Here is an 18,804-nt window from a genome sequence, read left to right as displayed (position 1 = left end):
TCCTAACTTCTTTGAATAACTTGAGTTATTGAGAGGTTTTGGTAAAAATTTGAGTCATAAAAGTCTTAGGATTCAAGCAGCAAAACGAGGTGCCCATGATTGAAGCGCAGCATATTTATAAAGTCTACGGTGATATAACAGCCGTGAATGATATTTCTTTCAAAGTAAAGAAAGGTGAGATTTTGGGGTTTTTAGGTGCCAATGGTGCCGGTAAAACCACCACCATGCGAATTATGACCGGTTCCTTGCAACCAAGTTCTGGAACAGCCTTGATCGCAGGCTATGACATTTTAAAAGAGCCTATGGAAGTCAAGCGACGCATAGGCTATTTGCCTGAGACGCCACCTGTTTACTTTGACTTTACAGTAGAAGCTTTTTTGAAGTTTGTGGCTAAAGTTAGAGAAATTCCAAGCAAGTTACAAAAAGAACAAATAGAGTGGGCTATTGAGAAATGTGGCTTGAAACAAGTTGCCAAACGCATGATTGGTAACTTGTCCAAAGGCTACAAACAAAGAGTGGGCTTGGCCCAAGCCATTGTCCATAAGCCAGATGTTTTGATACTTGATGAGCCCACTGTGGGTTTGGATCCAACGCAGATTCGAGAAATAAGAGCGCTTATTGAGTCTTTATCCCAAGAGCATACCATTATTTTGTCCACGCATATTTTACCGGAGGTGAATATGATTTGTGATCGGGCGGTGTTTGTGCATCAGGGGAAAATAGCACTTGAGGGCTCTATTAAAGAGTTGACTCAGAATAAAACTCTAGAAGAAGTGTTTGTTGATGTCATGCTCAACCAAACAAATTAATTGTTTAGGTATAATGAGCGTTTATTGAAAGAGGTAAGTCATGAAAAAGATGTGGACCATTGTTGAGAAAGAGTTGAAGCACTATTTTTATTCGCCTATAGCCTATGTGGTTATGGTGGTATTTTTATCCTTAACGGGATTTTTCTTTTATGTGGGTTTAAGCAAATTCAGCATGATGTATGAGAACTATAAAAATTTAGCGCAAATGACACAAAACCCGCAGTATCTTGAAAGTTTAAATCTTAATGACATTGTAATTGCCCCCAGCTTATTTAATATGGCGTTTATTTTATTGTTTTTAATTCCACTGTTGATGATGCGTAGTTTTGCAGAAGAAAAAAGTAAAAAAACAGATGAGCTATTAAAAACAGCGCCCTTAAGTACAACGCACATTGTATGGGGAAAATATGTATCGGCATTTTTGTTTGTGGTGATGATGATTGTGCCGACCATTGTTTATCAAGTTTTTTTATTTGCCAGTTTGGATAGTCCCCCTGAGCTAGGGCCAGTGATAACTGGCTATGTGAGTGTTTTTCTTTATGCGGCGGCTGCATTGGCTATTGGAATGTTTGCTAGCTCATTAACAGAAAATCAGATTGTGGCGGCTGTGATGACTTTTGTTGCTTTGCTGTTGTTATTTGTGATCAGTTCTATTGGTTTGAAAGAGGGTAGTATGCTTTACAGTGTAGTTCAGTACATCTCTATACCGGAACATATGAAATCCATGCTTAGAGGTGTGGTGGACAGCAGGGATATTGTTTATTTTTTAAGTTTATCGGGTTTATTTGTGTTTTTAACCCATCGTTCTTTAGATGCACAAGGGTGGAGGTAAAAAATGAAGACAACATCATTGATGAGCGGTGTTACTGGCTTGGTTCTTTTGTTGGGAGCCATACTGGGCTATGCCATTACCAAAGACAGCGGCAACTGGTTTTTTAGAAGTTTGATGATTGGAGCCTTGTTATTTTTAGCCTATTACTTGGTGATGAGTATTCAACACTTGATGAAAAGCCCAGGGGGTCTCAAGGATGCCTTAGGCAATAAAAAAAATCAGGGAAGGTTAGGCAATACGGTATTTATTGTCTTGGTTGTGTGTTGCCTGGCTGTGTTGAACGTTATTTCCAGTAGAAGTTTAAATTGGAAAAAAGATTATACCCAAAATAAAATTAACAGTCTGTCTGATCAAAGTATAAAAATTTTAGAGCAATTGAAGCAACCTTTGAAGATTCATGTGTTTATGGTGGAGAGCAATCAGCAAAAGCCAGGGTTAAAAAACCTATTGCAATACTACCAAGATGCAAGCAAGCAAGTTTTTGTTGAGTTTAAAGACCCAGATGTAGCCAAGCTTGAAGCACAAAAAATCTCTGCGCAAGATGGAGATATTTTAATTCAGTACGGTGAGCAACAACATATTTTGCAAGCAGCTTCAGAACAAGAGATTACCCAAGCTATCCTTAAAGTAACCCGTAACGGAGAAACCTTGCTTTGTTTTACTCAAGGGCATGGTGAATTGAAATTAGAAGGAGATGCGCAAGATCCCAGAAGCTTAAGCTTTATCAAACCTGGTTTGGTCAATGAAGGCTTTAAAATCAGAACACTCAGCAATATGCTGCCCAGTATAGATAAAAGCTGTAGTATTGTTGTTATTGCTGGTCCGCAAAGTGCCTTCAGCGCCAATGAAGTGATCAGTTTAAATGAGTATCTACTTTCAGGTGGAAAAGTGCAGTTGTTACTTGATCCCAACATTAGTACCTTGTCAGGGAATAAAAACACCGTACGCTTGGTAGAGAGTGGTTTGAAAGACTTTTTAAATTCTTGGGGTGTGGCTTTGGGTGACAACGTTATTTTGGAAAAACGTTTGGCGTTACTGCAAGGTGTACAAATAACCACAGAATTGATGATCAGCGATTATGGCCCTCACCCAATTGTAGAACCCTTAAAACAAGGGATGAACGGCAATTTAAATACCAGCTTTGATCAAGTAAGATCTGTTAACAAAGCTCCTGGATTTGAGGGAACCGTTGTGGAATTGGCTTTTTCAGCTCCTGGAGAAAACAGTTGGGGACAATCTGACTTGCAAGCTTTGTTCATTGATAAAAAACCAGTGATTAAAGAAACTGATCCAGTGGGTAAAGTCAGTATAGGTGTAGTGTCAGAAAAAGATTTAGAAATTAAAGTTGAAGGAGACAACGATCCAGAAATTAAACAAGCGCAGCTTGTTGTGTGGGGTGACAGTGATTTTATTTCCAATGCCATGGTGGGGCAGAACCGGTACAATTATGATTTGTTTATCAATGCCCTTAACTTTTTAAGAGGCGAAACTGAACAAATATCCATTAGACCTAAATTGATCAAAAGCTCGGCCATAGAGCTCAGCCCAAAACAAGCCAACGTAATTTTTTATCTGTCCATTATTATACTGCCCATGCTTGTTTTGCTGTTTGGTTTAAATTTATGGTTATACAGAAAAAGATTAGGCTAAGCATTAAAAAATGAAGCCTAATTTATGATGGTCTGAATCTTAAAATTTGGAGATTGTGATGTTAAAAAAAATAGCCGTTGTTTTTTTTATTTTACTGGCATTGATTGTTTTAAACTGGTGGAATGTTAAGCAATCAGAAAAAAAAGAAGCCATAAAAGAGCAACAAGCTTTGCTTTTGAGCTTAAATAAAGATGCTATAACAAAAATAAAAGTCAGTAATGCTCAAGGACACTGGCAATTGCTTAAACGCAGCAAAGAGAATTCCAGTGAATTTTCTGAATATGCCAAAGAGTTTGAAGATGAGCCTCAATGGTACATTGAGTGGGGTGAGTTTCGTTATCTGGCAGATCAAAAAAAAGTTGAAGGTTTGTTGGAAGACATAAGCTCAGCCAAAGCAGAAAAATACATCGCAAAAGGCAAGAATGTATTTGCAGATTATGGCATTGGTCCAGAAAAGTCAGAAATACAAATTTTTACTGCCCAACAACAGACTCCAGAACAAACTATTCTTACCGGTGACATGAATACAATGGAGACTTACATCTATGTTGCAAAAAAAAATGAGTCTATTTATTTAAGTGATCAACAGCTCAAAGAAACCCAAACTGAACACGCCAAGGACTATGTGCATAAAAATTTAATGGGCTTTAATCGTCCTCAAGACATTCATATAAAAAATACTTCTGGACAGTTTCATTTAAGCAAGCAAAACAATCAATGGCAGCTACTAAAACCCATCAATATACTTGCAGATCAATTGGCAGTTGAAGGTTTATTAAATCACTTAAAAAGTTTTGAAGTGGATGGCTTAATTGAAGAAAAAGAGTTATCAACAGTAATCAAAAAGTCATTGTTGAATAAGCCAGATTTTATGTTTGAGGTGGTTGAAGACAATCAGAAGACTAAAAAACTGTATGTGAGAGAGTCTAGACCCAAGGGAGGTCAAGATACGCCTTACCATGCTTTTTTGTATCGAGATGATTTACCGTATGTTTTTAAAAAAGACCCGGTTGATCCAGGGCACTTTTATTATACTTTAAGCGACTTGGCGGTTAAAAAAGTATTTTCAATCAATGGCAGTGAAATTAATGCTTTTGAGGTGATTCAAAACAATAAAACCCAAAATTTTATTCAAAGTGGTGATCAGTGGGTAAGTCAGGATGATAAAGAAGGTCCTGCTTTTGGTGCCAGTCGGGCTATGTTTGCTCTAAAAGCCGATAGGTTTTTAAAGCAAGATAAAAATAAAAATCTCAGTGTTGACTACACGGTTGTTTTAAAAGGTAAAGATGGTCAAGAGCAGAGCTTGGTGGTTTATAAAGAAGCATACAAGAAACATAACTTAAGCTATGTTCAGGCCTACAGTTCAGTCTACAATTCACATTTGCTATTTGACAAAGAGTCAATAAAGTCTATATCTGATGCAGTAGATATAAGCATGAATGCAAAACCAAAGGATAATAAAAATGAGCAACAATGAAAAAAAATCAGAACAATCTTACACAGTCAATGATAAGCGTGGCCAAGAAAAGCCTGAAAAAGATAATCAAGCAAAGACGAGTGCACCCGAAGCTGAAACACAATCAACTGAAACACAAAATACACCCACCATTAATTTTACCTCTTTTGTCCTTTCTATAAGCACTTCAGCTTTAGTCCAAATGGGCTTGGTTCCTGATCCAGTGAGCAATGAGACCCAGAAAAATATGGTTTTGGCTAAGCAACAGGTAGATATTCTGGAGATGTTGGGTGAAAAAACCAAAGGCAATTTGGATGAAAATGAGCAAAAACTCATGGATCAGGTACTGTATGAACTGCGCATGCGTTATGTAGAAGTTCAAGATAAAAAGTCATAAAAACAAACCCTCACCAAGTGAGTGTTTGTTTTAGCACTTTTTATTTTTGAAAATTTACAGCAATCAAAAGCCTGATTTAGAGTTATTGAAGGCATTGTTTGAGGAGTTTTCTTGCGAAAACTCTCCTTCTTGCAAGTGCAAGTCATTGCTTAAAATTGTTTTAATCTGTTGAGCAGCGTTTTTGATATCATCTAAATTAATTTCAGACTGTTCAATGTCAACACCATTGACTTTACCTTTAATGATAAAGGTATTGTGCTCCTCATTGATTTCAATCATTAAATCATGAACAGATGCTGAAGGCATGCCTGAGTTACTGTTGGGTTTAGATTGCCAAGCGCCATGTTGAACTAAAATAGCAACCAGAGTGGCTGCCAGAATGGGTGCAGTTGCACCAAAGCTCGGTAAACTTGCCCCACCTGTAATAATAGCAGGTACACCATTGACACCTACATAAACAGCTAAAGCTCCAATGAGAGCAAGGGTTAAAGACAGTGCAAAAGTATTCCAGTTGTCTCGAATGTATTGAATAACACTTTCTAATTCAGGAATATAATAGTTTCCTGGTTGTATGTTTGGCTGAAGTTGTGGTGTTCTGAAATAGGGCTCTAACACATCGTCTATAACCGGTAAAACATCATTGGGGTCAGGGATGCGTTCTGGGTTAGGGTTATTTTGGATATCATCAATCTTTCCCCCAGGTAAACACGTTAGATTATTGAATCGCGTAATCAGAGGACTAGGTACAGAATATAGCGCTAACTCTTTAATCAATTTACGGTTTTCTGAGATTATTTCTTTTAATGCGCTTAAGTTTTGATATGACATTGCACTTGCAATATTTTCCATTGGAGGGATGTTGAATTCTTTAAATGCTTTGTATATTCTACAGCCATTAAAAAAATAAGCTAAGCAGCTATCCTGATAACTATCAGGCAAACGGCTTCTAGCATCAGAGTAGTTCATTTGAAGTGTTGGGACATCTAAAATTTTGGTTAGATAGCCTTTGCCACTATAAAAAAAGGGTACATTAATGGTGTCGCCATCAGCAAATTTGCAGTTGCCGCTTACAAATCCAAATTGATTTGGTGTTTGTGCTTTGCCTATAGATATAAAGGTGAATATTAAAAAAATTAATGCGCTATTACGCACATATGCATTAAACATCGTCTTTCCCCCAAACGCGTTAAAATTTATAACTTAGGAGTGCAAGCTTCAAAAGTTGATAGCGCAGTTCCTAGATTATACAACTGTTTTTTTGTAGTTATTTCCCCCGCAGAAATAATTTCTCGTGAATAACACACAACTATATGCGATGCAATGTTAAAAGTGAGGATTCATCAGTTGACGCCGTTAAAAATGCGCTTTTATTAATATATATGGATATACAAAAGTTTACGGTGGCGTTAAGAGAGGTTTTGACCAAGGCAGCTCAGTATGCGCAAAGTTTAAAACAGCAAAGCGTTGAGATAGAGCATCTATTGCATTTTTTGCTGGAAAATCCGCAAAGTATGTATGTAAAGGTTTTAGAGCAATTGGGTGCGGATTTATCCAAGCATCAGCAGCAAATAAAACAAAAAATTGATAGCTTTGTTCAAGTAGAAGGCTCACAAAACCAGCCAGCCTTGTCGGGCCCCTTGTTTCAATGTTTAAGTGACGCAGAAAAAATACGGGATAAGAACCAAGAAGCGTTTTGTTCCACTGAACATTTTTTACAAGCAGCACTGAACAATGATAATTTTAAACAATATTTAAACCAACTCAATATCAACGAGCAGGATTTTTTAAAAATACTTCAGACCACCAAAGGAGAGCATAAAGCCATGACTGAAAATGCAGAGACCCAATACCAAAGTTTAGAGCAGTACACCCAGGATCTTACAGCTATAGCCAGAGAAAAAAAATTGGATCCGGTGATTGGGAGAGATACGGAAATAAGACGAATCATTCAGGTTTTGTCCAGGCGCAGTAAAAACAACCCTGTGCTGATTGGTGAACCGGGTGTGGGTAAAACAGCGATTGCTGAAGGTTTGGCCCAAAGAATTGTAAGCAATGATGTGCCTGAGACCTTAAAAAATAAAAAACTTTTATCCTTGGATTTAGGGGCCATGATTGCAGGCGCCAAATATAGAGGAGAGTTTGAAGATAGGCTTAAAGCCGTTTTAAAAGAAATAAAAAGTTCCAATGGAGAAATTGTACTGTTTATTGATGAGTTGCACACCATCGTTGGTGCTGGCGCCAGTGAAGGGGCTGTGGATGCATCCAATTTGCTCAAACCCTCATTGGCCAGAGGTGAGTTGAGATGTATTGGCGCGACCACTTTAAAAGAATACAAAAAATACATAGAAAAAGATGCGGCTTTGGAAAGGCGCTTTCAACCGGTGTATGCTGGAGAACCCAGTGTAGAAGATGCCATCTCTATTTTACGTGGCTTAAAAGAAAAATATGAAGTGCATCACGGCGTTAGAATTGCAGACAGTGCCATCATTGCGGCAGCTAAACTGTCCAACAGGTACATCACAGATCGATTCTTACCGGATAAGGCTATTGATTTGATGGATGAAGCCGCCAGTCGCTTACGTATTGAAATTGACTCTGTACCCACTGAAATTGATGTCAAGCAGAGAAAAAAAACACAATTAGAAATTGAGCAAGAGGCATTGAAAAAAGAAAAAGATGCGCATTCCAAAGAACGTTTGGATAAAGTCAAAGCAGCCATTAAAGATTTGGACCATGAAATAAGTCAACTCAAATCCATTTGGGACAAAGAAAAAAATGTCATTACAGAAATTAGAACGATCAAATCCAGTTTAGACACTAAGCGTGTGCAAGTACAAACTGCACAAGAACAGGGGGACTTGTCTTTGGCAGCAAAACTCAAATACGGTGAAATTCCTGAGTTGGAAAAAGAACTTGAAGTAAAAAATGCCCACCTTAAAGAAATTCAGCAAAATAACCCTATGCTTAAAGAGGAAGTTGAAGAAGAGGATATTGCGAAAGTTGTGGCTTTATGGACCGGGATTCCTTTATCCAGCATGCTGGACAGTGAAAAAGAGCGTTTAAAAAACATGCAATCCTTATTAAATGAGAAGGTGATTGGTCAAGATCATGCTTTAGAGGTTTTAACCAAAGCCATAAAACGCTCAAGAGCTGGGATTGCTGATCCTAACAAACCCATGGGTTCCTTCATGTTTTTAGGGCCTACAGGCGTTGGTAAAACGGAGACCGCCAAAGCCTTGGCAGATTTTTTATTTCATGATGAGCAGGCTTTGTTAAGAATTGACATGTCAGAGTACATGGAAAAACATTCTGTAGCGCGTTTGATTGGGGCGCCTCCAGGTTATGTGGGCTATGAAGAGGGCGGCAAGCTCAGCGAAGCAGTTAGAAGAAGGCCCTATGCAGTAATTTTATTTGATGAGATAGAAAAAGCACATCCGGATGTTTTTAATGTGTTTTTACAGATTCTTGATGAAGGCAGATTGACTGATGGTCAGGGCAGAACCGTTGATTTTAAAAACACCGTCTTGATCATGACCTCAAACTTGGCTGGGAAAGAGATATTGGCCTCAGGTGAAGATACTGAAAAAGCCAATACTCAAGTCATGCAAGTATTGAGAGAGTTTTTTAAACCAGAGTTTTTAAACCGAGTGGATGATTTTATTATTTTTAATGCTCTAAACCCTGAGCAAATTAAGCATATTGTTGATATTCAAATCCAACGTTTGCAAGCACGACTCAAAGAAAAAAATATAACGATCAAGTTAACAGATGCTGCAAGAGAACAACTGGCCAAAGAAGGCTTTGATCCACTGTATGGGGCAAGACCGCTAAAACGTGTCATTCAACAGAAAATTGAAAACACTTTGGCTGAAAAGATTTTGGATGAAGAAATTTTACCTGGTCACCAAGTGCTTCTAGATTATGCTGACGATCATTTTCAATTTGAGTTACCTACATTGAACTAGATATGACTAACTTATAGAGTATTGTGCCGGAGGAATAATAGTACATTATGATTCATCTGTTTTTAAATAACTGTAATAATCATCTCGGATATCAAAGCTAAGGAATAGCTTATTATCACGCTCTTCAAAGAAAAGTGTTTTGTCTAAGCGTGCTCTGTCAATAGGTCTTCCTTTATTCATATTTTCTGTAAGGCAGTTGTAAAAATCGTAAGCTTTAAATCGTCTTAAGGTCTGACCATCAAAAAATGAAATTAGGTAGAGCATGTTATTGTGGTTGGACTTTGCTTCAACACCATTGCCATTAAGCGTCTGGTGTCTGCCAAAATAAAAATCTTCTTTACTTCCTCTACCATTTAAGCCAAAAACTCTTAAAACGAATGGAAAGTCTTTATCATTCACAACAGAGATCTTTAGGTTAATTTTAAGTTGTGGAAAGAGATTTTTTTCGGATTCGTAGAAAACATAGCTGCCCTCAATATTGTGTAACAACTGTCTAAGTTTATTTTTTTCTTCCTGGCTGTACTCTATATTTTCTAAAAAAGAAACAGTTCCTTCTAGGTCATTCAACTCATTTAAAATACACTCTGTTCTTAAATCAATATCTTGCGCAAAAAGATCAAATTTAAAATTTGAAATTATAAAAAAGAAATTTAAAAGTATTATAAACCGTATAAATTTTTTTTTAATCATCATTCCCCCAGAACAGTGAAATACAATAGCCAGCTATCAAATTTGAATTATGATAAGAACGAGGCAAATTGTATTTTAACATGTGATCTCCACTACAGCTAAAATATCAGTTTGCATTCAGCAATGAGCGAAAATCTTATGATGTAGCTAACACTACACAAAGATTAATCTTTTATTAAATTAATAATTTTTTTTAAATCATAATTAATTTTTATTATAAATAATCTATATAAAAAAAGATGGATTAAAATGAAAATTTGATGTTCTTAAGTAAACCTATAAAAATGCTATGAATAACCATGCGTATTTAAAATCATACAATGAGATGTTTTTTATAGCAGATACGATAATTTGGTCGTGCCCAACTTCGTTTTAAATAGTTTTTCTATTAAAAATAGATGAAATTAATATGTCAGAATACACGTTATAGCTTTTTAAATTTTTTGCGTTTTTGTCTTTCTTTTTTTGAGAGTTTTCTAGGATTGCCTTTTTTAGGCTTTTGTTTGTAAAGCTGATCAAGGTTTTTTCTGCCTTCATCCCAAATATTGTTGTTGAGCATGTCGGCAAAGCTGGCTTCAGACTTTTTTTCTATGCGTTGACTGAAGTCTTCAGAGCTTATCCAGTCACTGCCAATGCTTTGTGCCGCTTTTTGTACTTTTCTATCTGAGCTGACCACCAAAAAAGATGCTGACTCATGCTTATGTTGCTGTAAATAATCAGCAATCCAGTCATCGGCAATTTCTTTGATGGGTGTAAACACAATCTCTATGCCTTTATAAAAATCTCTATCGCCACCCAGCGTACCTTGATGCGTTCCATCAAACACAATTAAAAAAGTATGCTGGTTTTGTAACTGTATCTTGTAGTTGGATAATCTTTCAAGCAGCTGATCTCTATCTGAAAAACCACCGCAAAACATTAAGTTATAGCCGTCTATTATGATTTTCATGCTGTATGGGGTAGGTAAGATTTTAACTGGAGTAAATTCAATAAACGTTTAAATTCCTGTTCAAGGATAGAGGCCGTATAAGCTGAATTCGGCTCAAACACTTTGTCTTTGATTTGATCATTACGGTTATACTGGATATTGACACTATAGCTTTTGTTGTTTTGTTTAAGTTGTATTTGTCGTAAATCGCCGTTGCTTTTGCGTTGAATTAAAATATCACTTGTATCATCTTGAACTCTCAGTAAATTACCATGAGTATCATAGTCAGCTTCAACCAAGGTTTGTTTGTTTTTTTTAATCAATTTGGGTAAGTGTGCTGAGTTGTAGTTAACGGTTAATATGACTTTACCTTTTTGAATGGTTTTGATCAGATCCATGTCATTGTATGTGTAAATAGTGTTGTCGGCCTTGCTTGTCTGCAACTCGATTAAATTACGCTTATTCTCATCGTAGATATAGGTTTCTCCCTGACCTTTTTTATTTTTAACAGAACTCAATTTTCCACAACATGCAAGCTGTGTCTTGATTTGTTCAGTTCCATCTGGAGCTGTGTAGATGCTTTGGTTTTTGCCTGGAATAAATGTGTAGGTGTGAGCTTGATTTTTTTCATTGCGAATATGCGTTATTTTTTTCCCTCGCTGGCTGGTATAAGTATAGGTGTTTTTATTTTTACCTGGTCCATGGTGCTCTATAACTTTGCCAGAGTTTTTATCGTAAACAATTTTGATGGTTTGTTCAGGAAATTGGATGGTATCTAATCGAAAAAGCTTGTCGTAGCCAAATTTAAGAGACTGACCATCCATTCCTGTAAAACGAGACAGGGTGTTTTTAATCACTTGGTCATCATAGGTATAATAAATATTGATGCTATGAGAACTGTGCATTGATTTTATCCTGTTTTTTTTGTCGTAACGAATGTTAAGGTACTGCCCGCAGGAGTCTCGGATGGTTTTTAATAAGCTATTGTTATAAATATAACGAATAAAAGTACCGTGCCTATTTTTTTCTAAAATCAACTCGCCGTTGGTATTGTATTCTTCACTATCCCCATTGATAAAAATCCTTTTAAAACCATTTTTATGTTGGGTGAGCGTAGAGCTTTTTCTATCATTGGATACAAAAATAGCATTTTTTGAGCTTATTGAATCAGGTTGATAGCGTTGCAATAGAGTTAAAAAGTAATCATGGTCACTGAGCATTTTTTCTTTGAGATCTAAATAATGTTGGTCACCATTGCCCTTTGGGTTACCACTGTGTTTTACGTCCAGGTTTTTTTTTCTCTTGATTATGGCTTGAACACTTTTTTCTTTGTCTGTGATCAGAGATTTTAAATAAAATTTACTGATATAACCATCGGCTTCTATTAGTTCTAAACTAATATTAGAAAGAGGGACAATCCTTCTTTCTAGATTGGATAGCCAGGCTTTACCAAACAAGCCACTTTGGCGGTAAAGACTATTGTAGCTGCGTTGTACAGAAAGTGTCATTTGATGACATTGTTTTTGGTAATCTTGCACAGTAAAGAAAAAGTTGCCAGTTTGGGGGTTAACGCCAGCAAAAAGGTTAAAGCTGGTCAACAGAAGACTTATAAAGACTAATTTTTTCACAGTGACCACAACTTCATTATAAAATGAATACCCTGCCTTGCCAAGTCTAAGTTTTATTGCTGTTGAAAACTTGCGCACCGCTGAACAATAAAATTTGGTTTTGCAATCAGGGTTTCTTTAGGTTTTTGAAAATAATGAGTTAAAACAGAGCCCAAGCCCGGTACATCAAGGCCTTCACCATGTAAAAATAAAGTATGAATGTCATGAGGCAGTATTTTATGACTCAAAAAAAACGTATCCATCTCTTTTAAAAAATCAGCACTGTTTTGTTGAATAAATTGCTCATAGTCATTGCGTTGAAAACTGAAATTAAAATCATGTAAGCCGTGCTCATCAGAATAGCAAAGAGCAGGAATGAAAGCCTTGATTTGAGTATGTTCAGTTAATCCACGCCTTAAATGACAAGCTGTATTAAAAAGTTGGTTGCGTTGATGGGCATTAAAAGAAACATGATATGGCGTAATGGATTTAATGAGTTGATATTTCATTTTTTCTAAAAAAGCCAAGTCCAGTCGATAAAGATTTTGCGTAAACATGTGATGATGTAATTGAGAGTTTTTGCTGTTATAGTAATACAAATAAGGTTTAGTGTAGTTGGCAAATACATGAACATGTTGCTTTAATGGGGTGTTTTTTTCATTGAACGGGTTTACAATTAAACTTTTTGATGAATGCAGCTTAACCTTACATTGAAAACTGCTTTCTAGCAGTTGAGTAAGGCTTTTTACAAGAAAGGCATTGTAGTGCTCTGGCATGTGTAGGTTCAATGCCGAAATATGCGGTGAAATCTGTTGCTTTATGGTCTGGGCCAATTGATCAAAGTGCTGTTTGAAAATAGCGTCAAACACAATTTGAGTGTTAAAATTTTGCAAACCCACACAAAGATTGTTGTCAAAAATAAAATGCTCAGGAAAAGTATGTAAAAAAAATGGATCAATATCTTGCTTTTCCACTCCCCATACTAAACTGTAAGGAATAAAACTGGTGTTAAAGTTTAGGGGGCTATGGTTGTGATAAATATAATCTTCACTAGAAAAAATATTAAAATAGATGCGATTATCATGTTGTTGCCCGGGTATACGGACAGAACGAAATTCTTTTTTATATAAAGCACATACGTCAATATAAGCACTATGAATATCTATTCCTAATACAATACCGTCCATCAGTTTAAGTTAGCATAACTGTATATAAATTGAAGAAATGACGAAGTAATTTTTTTAATGCCACAGCAGTTCCACTTAAAAACACCGTAGACTAAAAATAATGTAATAGTTCCTTTAAAATCATGCAGCCACCTCAAATAAAAACTGAGGAATATCAATAAGGGGGAGCAAAGCCCTTTGAAAAATGCACACTTTAAGACAATTTTTTATCTTTATAAAAACGGAGCACACTGTTATAGATTGGCATGCTTAAACTTCAAGACATATTGATGGCTCAAGAAAGAATAGCGGGAAAAATTTTACGAACCCCAATCATGCGCACTCAACATCCCAGTGTTGAGCAAGAAAAAATTTTTTTAAAGATGGAAAGCTTTCATCGAACCAGTTCATTTAAAGAGCGTGGGGCTTTGAACACCATCATTCAACTCGATTCAAATCAGAAAAAAATAGTTGCTACATCAGCAGGTAATCACTCTCAAGCAGTGAGCTATCATGGCACAAAATCTGGCTTTGATGTTAAAATTTGTATGCCAACCTACACACCTTTAACCAAAATTCTCGCGACTGAAAGTTGGGGAGCCAAAGTGCACTTAGAAGGGGAAACGTTTTCTGATGCGATGGTCGTGGGTAAACAAATGGCTGAAGATGAGCGTGCGCATTTTATTCATGCATTTGATGACCTCAGAGTTATGGCAGGACAAGGAACGGTGGGTTTAGAGCTTTTGGCGCAGTTGCCAGAGCTTGAGTTGATTGTGGTGCCCGTCGGTGGCGGAGGGCTTGCTTCTGGTTTAGCCGTAGCTGTCAAAGAGAGTAATCCAGACATTAAAATTATTGGTGTACAGGCTGCCAATTGCGATTTGGTGTCGCAGTTGGTCAAGGGTGCTTCTGAAAAAGATTTAGAACATAGTCACAAAAGCACTATAGGAGATGGCATTGCCATCAAAACCATTGGTCAGTATACCATTCCGGTAATGCAGAAGTATTTGGATGACATTGTTACCGTTACAGAAGAGGAAATGGCTGAAGCCATGGTTTATTTGTTGCACAGCAGTAAAGTTTTACTAGAAGGGGCGGGAGCTGCAGCCTTTGGGGCAATTATGGCCAATAAGGTTAAAACCAATGGTCGTAAAACAGTGGCCATTGCCAGCGGTGGTAATGTTGATTTAACCTTGTTGTCAAAGGTTATACAAAAGAGTTTGGTTAAAAGAGGTCGACAAACCAGTATTGAGCTGATGATATCCGATCGTCCGGGTGGTTTAAATGAACTAACAACAGTTATTGCTCAATTGGGGGCAAGTATTTTACAAATTCATCATGAGCGCAGTGCCATAGATGTTCCTTTTTATGAGACCAGTGTAAAACTAAAACTGGAAACCAAAGGTCCAGAGCATTTACAAGAAATATTGGCCGGACTTAAAGAAAAAGGTTATGTGATAAGACAATAAAATTGGAGGTTTAAAGCTAATGGATGAAATGAAAAGAAATGTAATTTTGGTTGTGATTGCAGCAGTCGTTTTGATTGGAGCAATTACAGGTTATGGAATAAAAATTGTTGATACCGGTCACCGTGGTGTTAAAACTCGCTTTGGAAAAGTGGTGGGAGAACCCTTGGATGAAGGTTTATATTTTTACAATCCAATCACCACCAAAATTCAAGACTTGGAAGTGCGTGTGTTGAAGTTAAGTGGAGAAACTCAAACGTATACCAAAGATGTTCAGCAGGCCACCATTCGTTATGTGATCAACTTTGCTCTAGATAAAGCACATGTGCATGATGTTTATCAAAACTTAGGGTTAAACTGGCGTGAACGCGTGATTCCACAAGTGATTGAAGGTTCATTGAAAGCGGTGATTGGTAAATGGGATGCAGTTGATTTGATTGGTAATCGACAAAAAGCAACGGTTGAAGCACAAGAGGCAATAAGAGAGGGCTTAAGGGATAAGTTTATTGATGTTAATCGTTTTGAAATGACTGATATTTCTTATGAAGATGCCTTTGAACAAGCTGTTGAACGTAAAGTGATTGCTATTCAAAATGCCTCACAAGCTGAGAATAAAACCAAGCAAATTGAAGAAGAAGCCAAACAAAAAGTCATTTCTGCCAAAGCTGAAGCGGAGTCTATGTCTATTAGAGCAAGGGCATTAACACAAAATAAAAGCTTGGTGGAGTATGAAGCGGTACAAAAATGGGACGGAAAATTGCCTCAGTACATGATGGGTAACAGCGTTCCTTTTATTAATATGAAGTAAGATTGCTTTGGTATTTTTCTAGGGGGCCGTTGTGCCCTTTCACCGATATCAATAAAAATCTGATTTTTGTTTTTCTTGGTGCTTAGAGAAAAAATAAAATGCATGATGCTTCAAGCTATAGAATGAATGGCTTGTGGACATCAATAAAGTGATATCTGTCTTAAGGCAGGTGGGCTTGAATTGACCTGTCTGATTGTCAGCTATTTATGACTCAATGGGCTTTGAGGCTTCTAAGTATTGGAGTCAAAGCATACAAAGAGAAAATAGCTTAAGGTTTAATTATCATTGTTCAATGAACTAATTTGCTGAACGAACTCTGGATGAATGGAAGGGTTGCTGGCAATGATTTGTTGTTTCCATAAATCTGTAATGGGCTGACCAGAATAGTCTGTAACAATACCACCAGCTTCTTCAATTAAGAGTATCCCAGCTGCAATATCCCAGGGTTTGAGTTTAATTTCCCAAAAACCGTCAAAAACGCCTTCAGCAACATAAGCTAAGTCAAGTGCGGCAGCCCCAGTTCTGCGCACACATAAGCTGTTAAGCTCCATGTGCTTAAATGTTTCTAGGTTGTTATTGCGCGATATTCTACGATCATAAGGGAAGCCTGTGACCAAAAATGCTTGATCGAGCTCTTTGGTGCTGCTGACATGTAGAGCTTTTTTATTTTTGTAGGCGCCTTGGTTTTTATGTGCAATGTACCAGTCATCCATCATTGGGTTGACAATGAGGGCAAATTGGATTGCATTTTGATCATAAAGAGCGATCGATATTGCAAAATAGGGGAATTGTTTAGAAAAATTGGTGGTGCCATCCAGAGGGTCAATGATCCATGTCGGTTTGTTTTGGTATTGACTTTTATCCATATCGTTTTCCTCAGCCAAAAATTGATGTGATGGAAAATGCTGCTTTAGAGTGTCAATGATGGCATTTTGTGAGTCCAAATCAGCTTGCGTGACCAGGTCAAGGACGCCTTTATGCTGTATCTGAAGGTCCGATTTTTTAAAATACTGCTTTTGTATCTCTTGGGCTTTTTGAGCTGCTTGGATGGCAGCTTTTTCAATATCTTGCATGATGTATATTCACTGTAGTCAAAGATGGTAAAAAAGACCACGTTTTTGTGTTTAAGGTACTTTTTGATGTGCAAAAAATAGGCAGTTGGTTATAATAGAAGCATGTCTCAAATTGAAAATGAAAAAACCCTGCCGCAACTGGATACGCGAGATTTACAAGAAGAAGAGTTACTCTTAGATCGTGGATTTTTGTTGGTGATTGAAGGTCCATTAGCCGGCAGTGTGTACCCTATCAATCAAGGGGCGACAGATTTAGGAAGAAGTCAGAGTTGCAAAATTACCATTGATGACCGGCAAATCTCTAGAGCCCATCTCAAGTTTGATAATAAATCCGGTCAAGTCGTTGTTGAGGACTTGGGGAGTACCAATGGCAGCTTGCTTAATGGTGAACCTTTGTTGCGCACCATGGTTTTAGAAGAAGGTGATCAAATCCAAATTGGAGAGCACGTTTTTAGGTTTTCTTTGCGTAATCCCGTGGGCTTAGAAAAATTTGGTGTCTTACCGCACAGTTACTTTGATCAGCGTTTACATGAAGAAATGGATAGGGCGCATCGCTACAAACGACCTTTGTCTTTAGCAATGATTCAGATTCAAGATGACCAAGTACCGTTTAAACTACAAGATTTTGCTAGGATTATAGAAAAAATAAGAAAAATGATTCGAACCATGGATGTGGTTGGCCATTATGGACGCAATCAACTTGAGTTGATGCTACCAGAAACAGATCAAGCCAATGCAGTGGCTTTAGGGGAAAGGATTTTTAAAGAAGTACCTTCTGCAGATAGAAAAGCCGTATTTGTCGGTGTGGCCAGTTTTCCAGAAGACGGCGGCTCCATAGATTTATTGGTAGAAAAATCTAGAGAAGCGTTAAAGTCTGCAAAAGCATCCAATAAGGGGCATGTTGCCCATGCTAAACAAGATGTTCGTAAATTCAGCATGGGTAAACAAGAAGCCATTATTAAAAGCAAAAAGATGCAAGAACTTTTCAGCTTGGCGCAAAGAGTAGCCCAATCTAAAATTACGGTACTTTTATTGGGTGAAACGGGTGTTGGAAAAGAAGTGATTGCTGAAGCCATCCATTACCATAGTGACCGTAAAAATGAACAAATGGTTTGTGTCAATTGTGCGGCGTTAACAGAAACTTTACTGGAAAGTGAGTTGTTTGGTCATGAAAAAGGTGCTTTTACCGGTGCTGATCAAACCAAGATTGGTTTATTTGAAACAGCCAATGGCGGAACTATTTTTTTAGATGAAGTTGGAGAGATGCCATTAAAAACTCAAGCCAAGTTGTTGCGTGTCTTGCAAAACAAAACATTTATGCGTGTAGGTTCTAACAAAGAAATTTCAAGTGACGTTAGGATTGTTGCAGCAACCAATTTAAAATTGGATAATTTGGTTCAGGAAGGGAAATTTAGAGAAGACTTATTTTATCGTTTAAATGCAGCTACAATAGAGATACCACCCTTGCGTGAAAGAAGAGAAGAGATTCCATATTTGGTTGATGCTTTTATTGAGTCAGTATGTGAGGAAAATGGTTTTGATCGTAAGCATATTTCTTCACAAGCTTTGGGTTTAATGCACCAGTACAATTGGCCAGGAAATATTAGAGAGTTAAAAAATACAGTTGAACGATCAGTCATTATTTCTGAAGGCGATACGATAAAGCCTGAAGATTTATCCAATAAAATTAGTATGGCTGGTTTAAAGCCAGAAAGCCAACAAGTAACTCAAAGTGATCATGGACAGATTCAACAATCTATACCTGTTGACACTGAAGTGGGCGATATGAAAGAGATTGTAGATGGCTATGAAAAACAATTGATTATTAATGCCTTGAAAAAAAATAGTTGGAATCAAACCAAAGCTGCACAAATGCTGAATGTCCCTCGAAGAACCTTGGTTTCTAAGATTAAGAAATATGAAATTAAGGAAGAGTGATTAGGCTTAAATAATATCTGCT

General features: G+C 37.1%; 15 protein-coding genes. 9 read left to right on the top strand and 6 right to left on the bottom strand.

Translation table 11 applies throughout. The features are described 5' to 3' along the window. Positions 1–95: 95 nt before the first annotated feature. The 5 genes from MRY82_02010 to MRY82_01990 are packed head-to-tail and all read left to right on the top strand — an operon-like array spanning position 96 to position 5,144. Positions 96–809 (top strand): ABC transporter ATP-binding protein, encoded by a 714-nt coding sequence (locus MRY82_02010; protein MCI5071703.1) that lies wholly within the window; start codon positions 96–98, stop codon positions 807–809. A gap of 40 nt (positions 810–849) precedes the next feature. Continuing rightward, the gene (locus MRY82_02005) at positions 850–1,641 is read left to right on the top strand and encodes an ABC transporter permease subunit (protein MCI5071702.1); all 792 of its coding nucleotides are present in this window, start codon (positions 850–852) and stop codon (positions 1,639–1,641) included. 3 nt (positions 1,642–1,644) lie between these two features. After that, positions 1,645–3,291 carry a GldG family protein gene (locus MRY82_02000; GenBank protein MCI5071701.1) on the top strand — a complete coding sequence of 549 codons (1,647 nt, stop codon included), beginning with the start codon at positions 1,645–1,647 and terminating at the stop codon, positions 3,289–3,291. A 58-nt stretch (positions 3,292–3,349) separates the two neighbouring features. After that, positions 3,350–4,768, top strand: coding sequence for a DUF4340 domain-containing protein (locus tag MRY82_01995; protein ID MCI5071700.1), 1,419 nt, complete (start codon positions 3,350–3,352; stop codon positions 4,766–4,768). Beyond that, the gene (locus MRY82_01990) at positions 4,755–5,144 is read left to right on the top strand and encodes a DUF1844 domain-containing protein (GenBank protein MCI5071699.1); all 390 of its coding nucleotides are present in this window, start codon (positions 4,755–4,757) and stop codon (positions 5,142–5,144) included. Before MRY82_01995 ends, MRY82_01990 begins: the two co-directional genes overlap by 14 nt. A 63-nt stretch (positions 5,145–5,207) precedes the next feature. Here the strand turns inward: MRY82_01990 and MRY82_01985 are convergent, their stop codons facing one another. After that, positions 5,208–6,311, bottom strand: a complete 1,104-nt coding sequence (locus tag MRY82_01985) for a hypothetical protein (GenBank protein MCI5071698.1) — start codon at positions 6,309–6,311, stop codon at positions 5,208–5,210. 212 nt (positions 6,312–6,523) lie between these two features. Here MRY82_01985 and clpB point away from each other — a divergent pair, with 212 nt between their 5' ends. Beyond that, positions 6,524–9,109, top strand: a complete 2,586-nt coding sequence (gene clpB, locus MRY82_01980) for an ATP-dependent chaperone ClpB (GenBank protein MCI5071697.1) — start codon at positions 6,524–6,526, stop codon at positions 9,107–9,109. Positions 9,110–9,154: 45 nt separating this feature from the next. Here the strand turns inward: clpB and MRY82_01975 are convergent, their stop codons facing one another. From MRY82_01975 to MRY82_01960, 4 genes are all read right to left on the bottom strand, one after another. Next, a complete protein-coding gene (locus MRY82_01975) occupies positions 9,155–9,802 on the bottom strand; it encodes a hypothetical protein (GenBank protein ID MCI5071696.1) in 648 nt (215 codons plus the stop codon). 421 nt (positions 9,803–10,223) lie between these two features. Next, the gene (locus tag MRY82_01970; protein MCI5071695.1) at positions 10,224–10,748 is read right to left on the bottom strand and encodes an NYN domain-containing protein; all 525 of its coding nucleotides are present in this window, start codon (positions 10,746–10,748) and stop codon (positions 10,224–10,226) included. Next, entirely contained in the window at positions 10,745–12,355 is a 1,611-nt protein-coding gene (locus tag MRY82_01965; GenBank protein MCI5071694.1) for a DUF6531 domain-containing protein, read from the bottom strand. Before MRY82_01965 ends, MRY82_01970 begins: the two co-directional genes overlap by 4 nt. 53 nt (positions 12,356–12,408) lie before the next feature. Continuing rightward, positions 12,409–13,521: a hypothetical protein gene (locus MRY82_01960; GenBank protein ID MCI5071693.1), complete on the bottom strand. Its 1,113-nt coding sequence runs from the start codon at positions 13,519–13,521 to the stop codon at positions 12,409–12,411. Between the two features lie 245 nt (positions 13,522–13,766). Here MRY82_01960 and ilvA point away from each other — a divergent pair, with 245 nt between their 5' ends. After that, positions 13,767–14,966 (top strand): threonine ammonia-lyase, encoded by a 1,200-nt coding sequence (gene ilvA, locus MRY82_01955; GenBank protein MCI5071692.1) that lies wholly within the window; start codon positions 13,767–13,769, stop codon positions 14,964–14,966. A gap of 28 nt (positions 14,967–14,994) precedes the next feature. Further along, entirely contained in the window at positions 14,995–15,771 is a 777-nt protein-coding gene (locus MRY82_01950; protein ID MCI5071691.1) for a prohibitin family protein, read from the top strand. Positions 15,772–16,046: 275 nt separating this feature from the next. Here the strand turns inward: MRY82_01950 and MRY82_01945 are convergent, their stop codons facing one another. Further along, entirely contained in the window at positions 16,047–16,844 is a 798-nt protein-coding gene (locus tag MRY82_01945) for an inositol monophosphatase (protein ID MCI5071690.1), read from the bottom strand. A 102-nt stretch (positions 16,845–16,946) separates the two neighbouring features. On the opposite strand from MRY82_01945, the gene MRY82_01940 reads away from it, so the two are divergent. Then, positions 16,947–18,782, top strand: coding sequence for a sigma 54-interacting transcriptional regulator (locus MRY82_01940; protein ID MCI5071689.1), 1,836 nt, complete (start codon positions 16,947–16,949; stop codon positions 18,780–18,782). The last annotated feature ends 22 nt before the right edge of the window (positions 18,783–18,804 follow it).

The sequence above is a fragment of the bacterium genome (genome assembly GCA_022763185.1).
Lineage (GTDB): Bacteria > Bdellovibrionota_G > JALEGL01 > JALEGL01 > JALEGL01 > JALEGL01.
The sequence above is the reverse complement of the archived record's forward strand: the minus strand, read 5'-3'. Positions and strand labels throughout refer to the sequence as shown.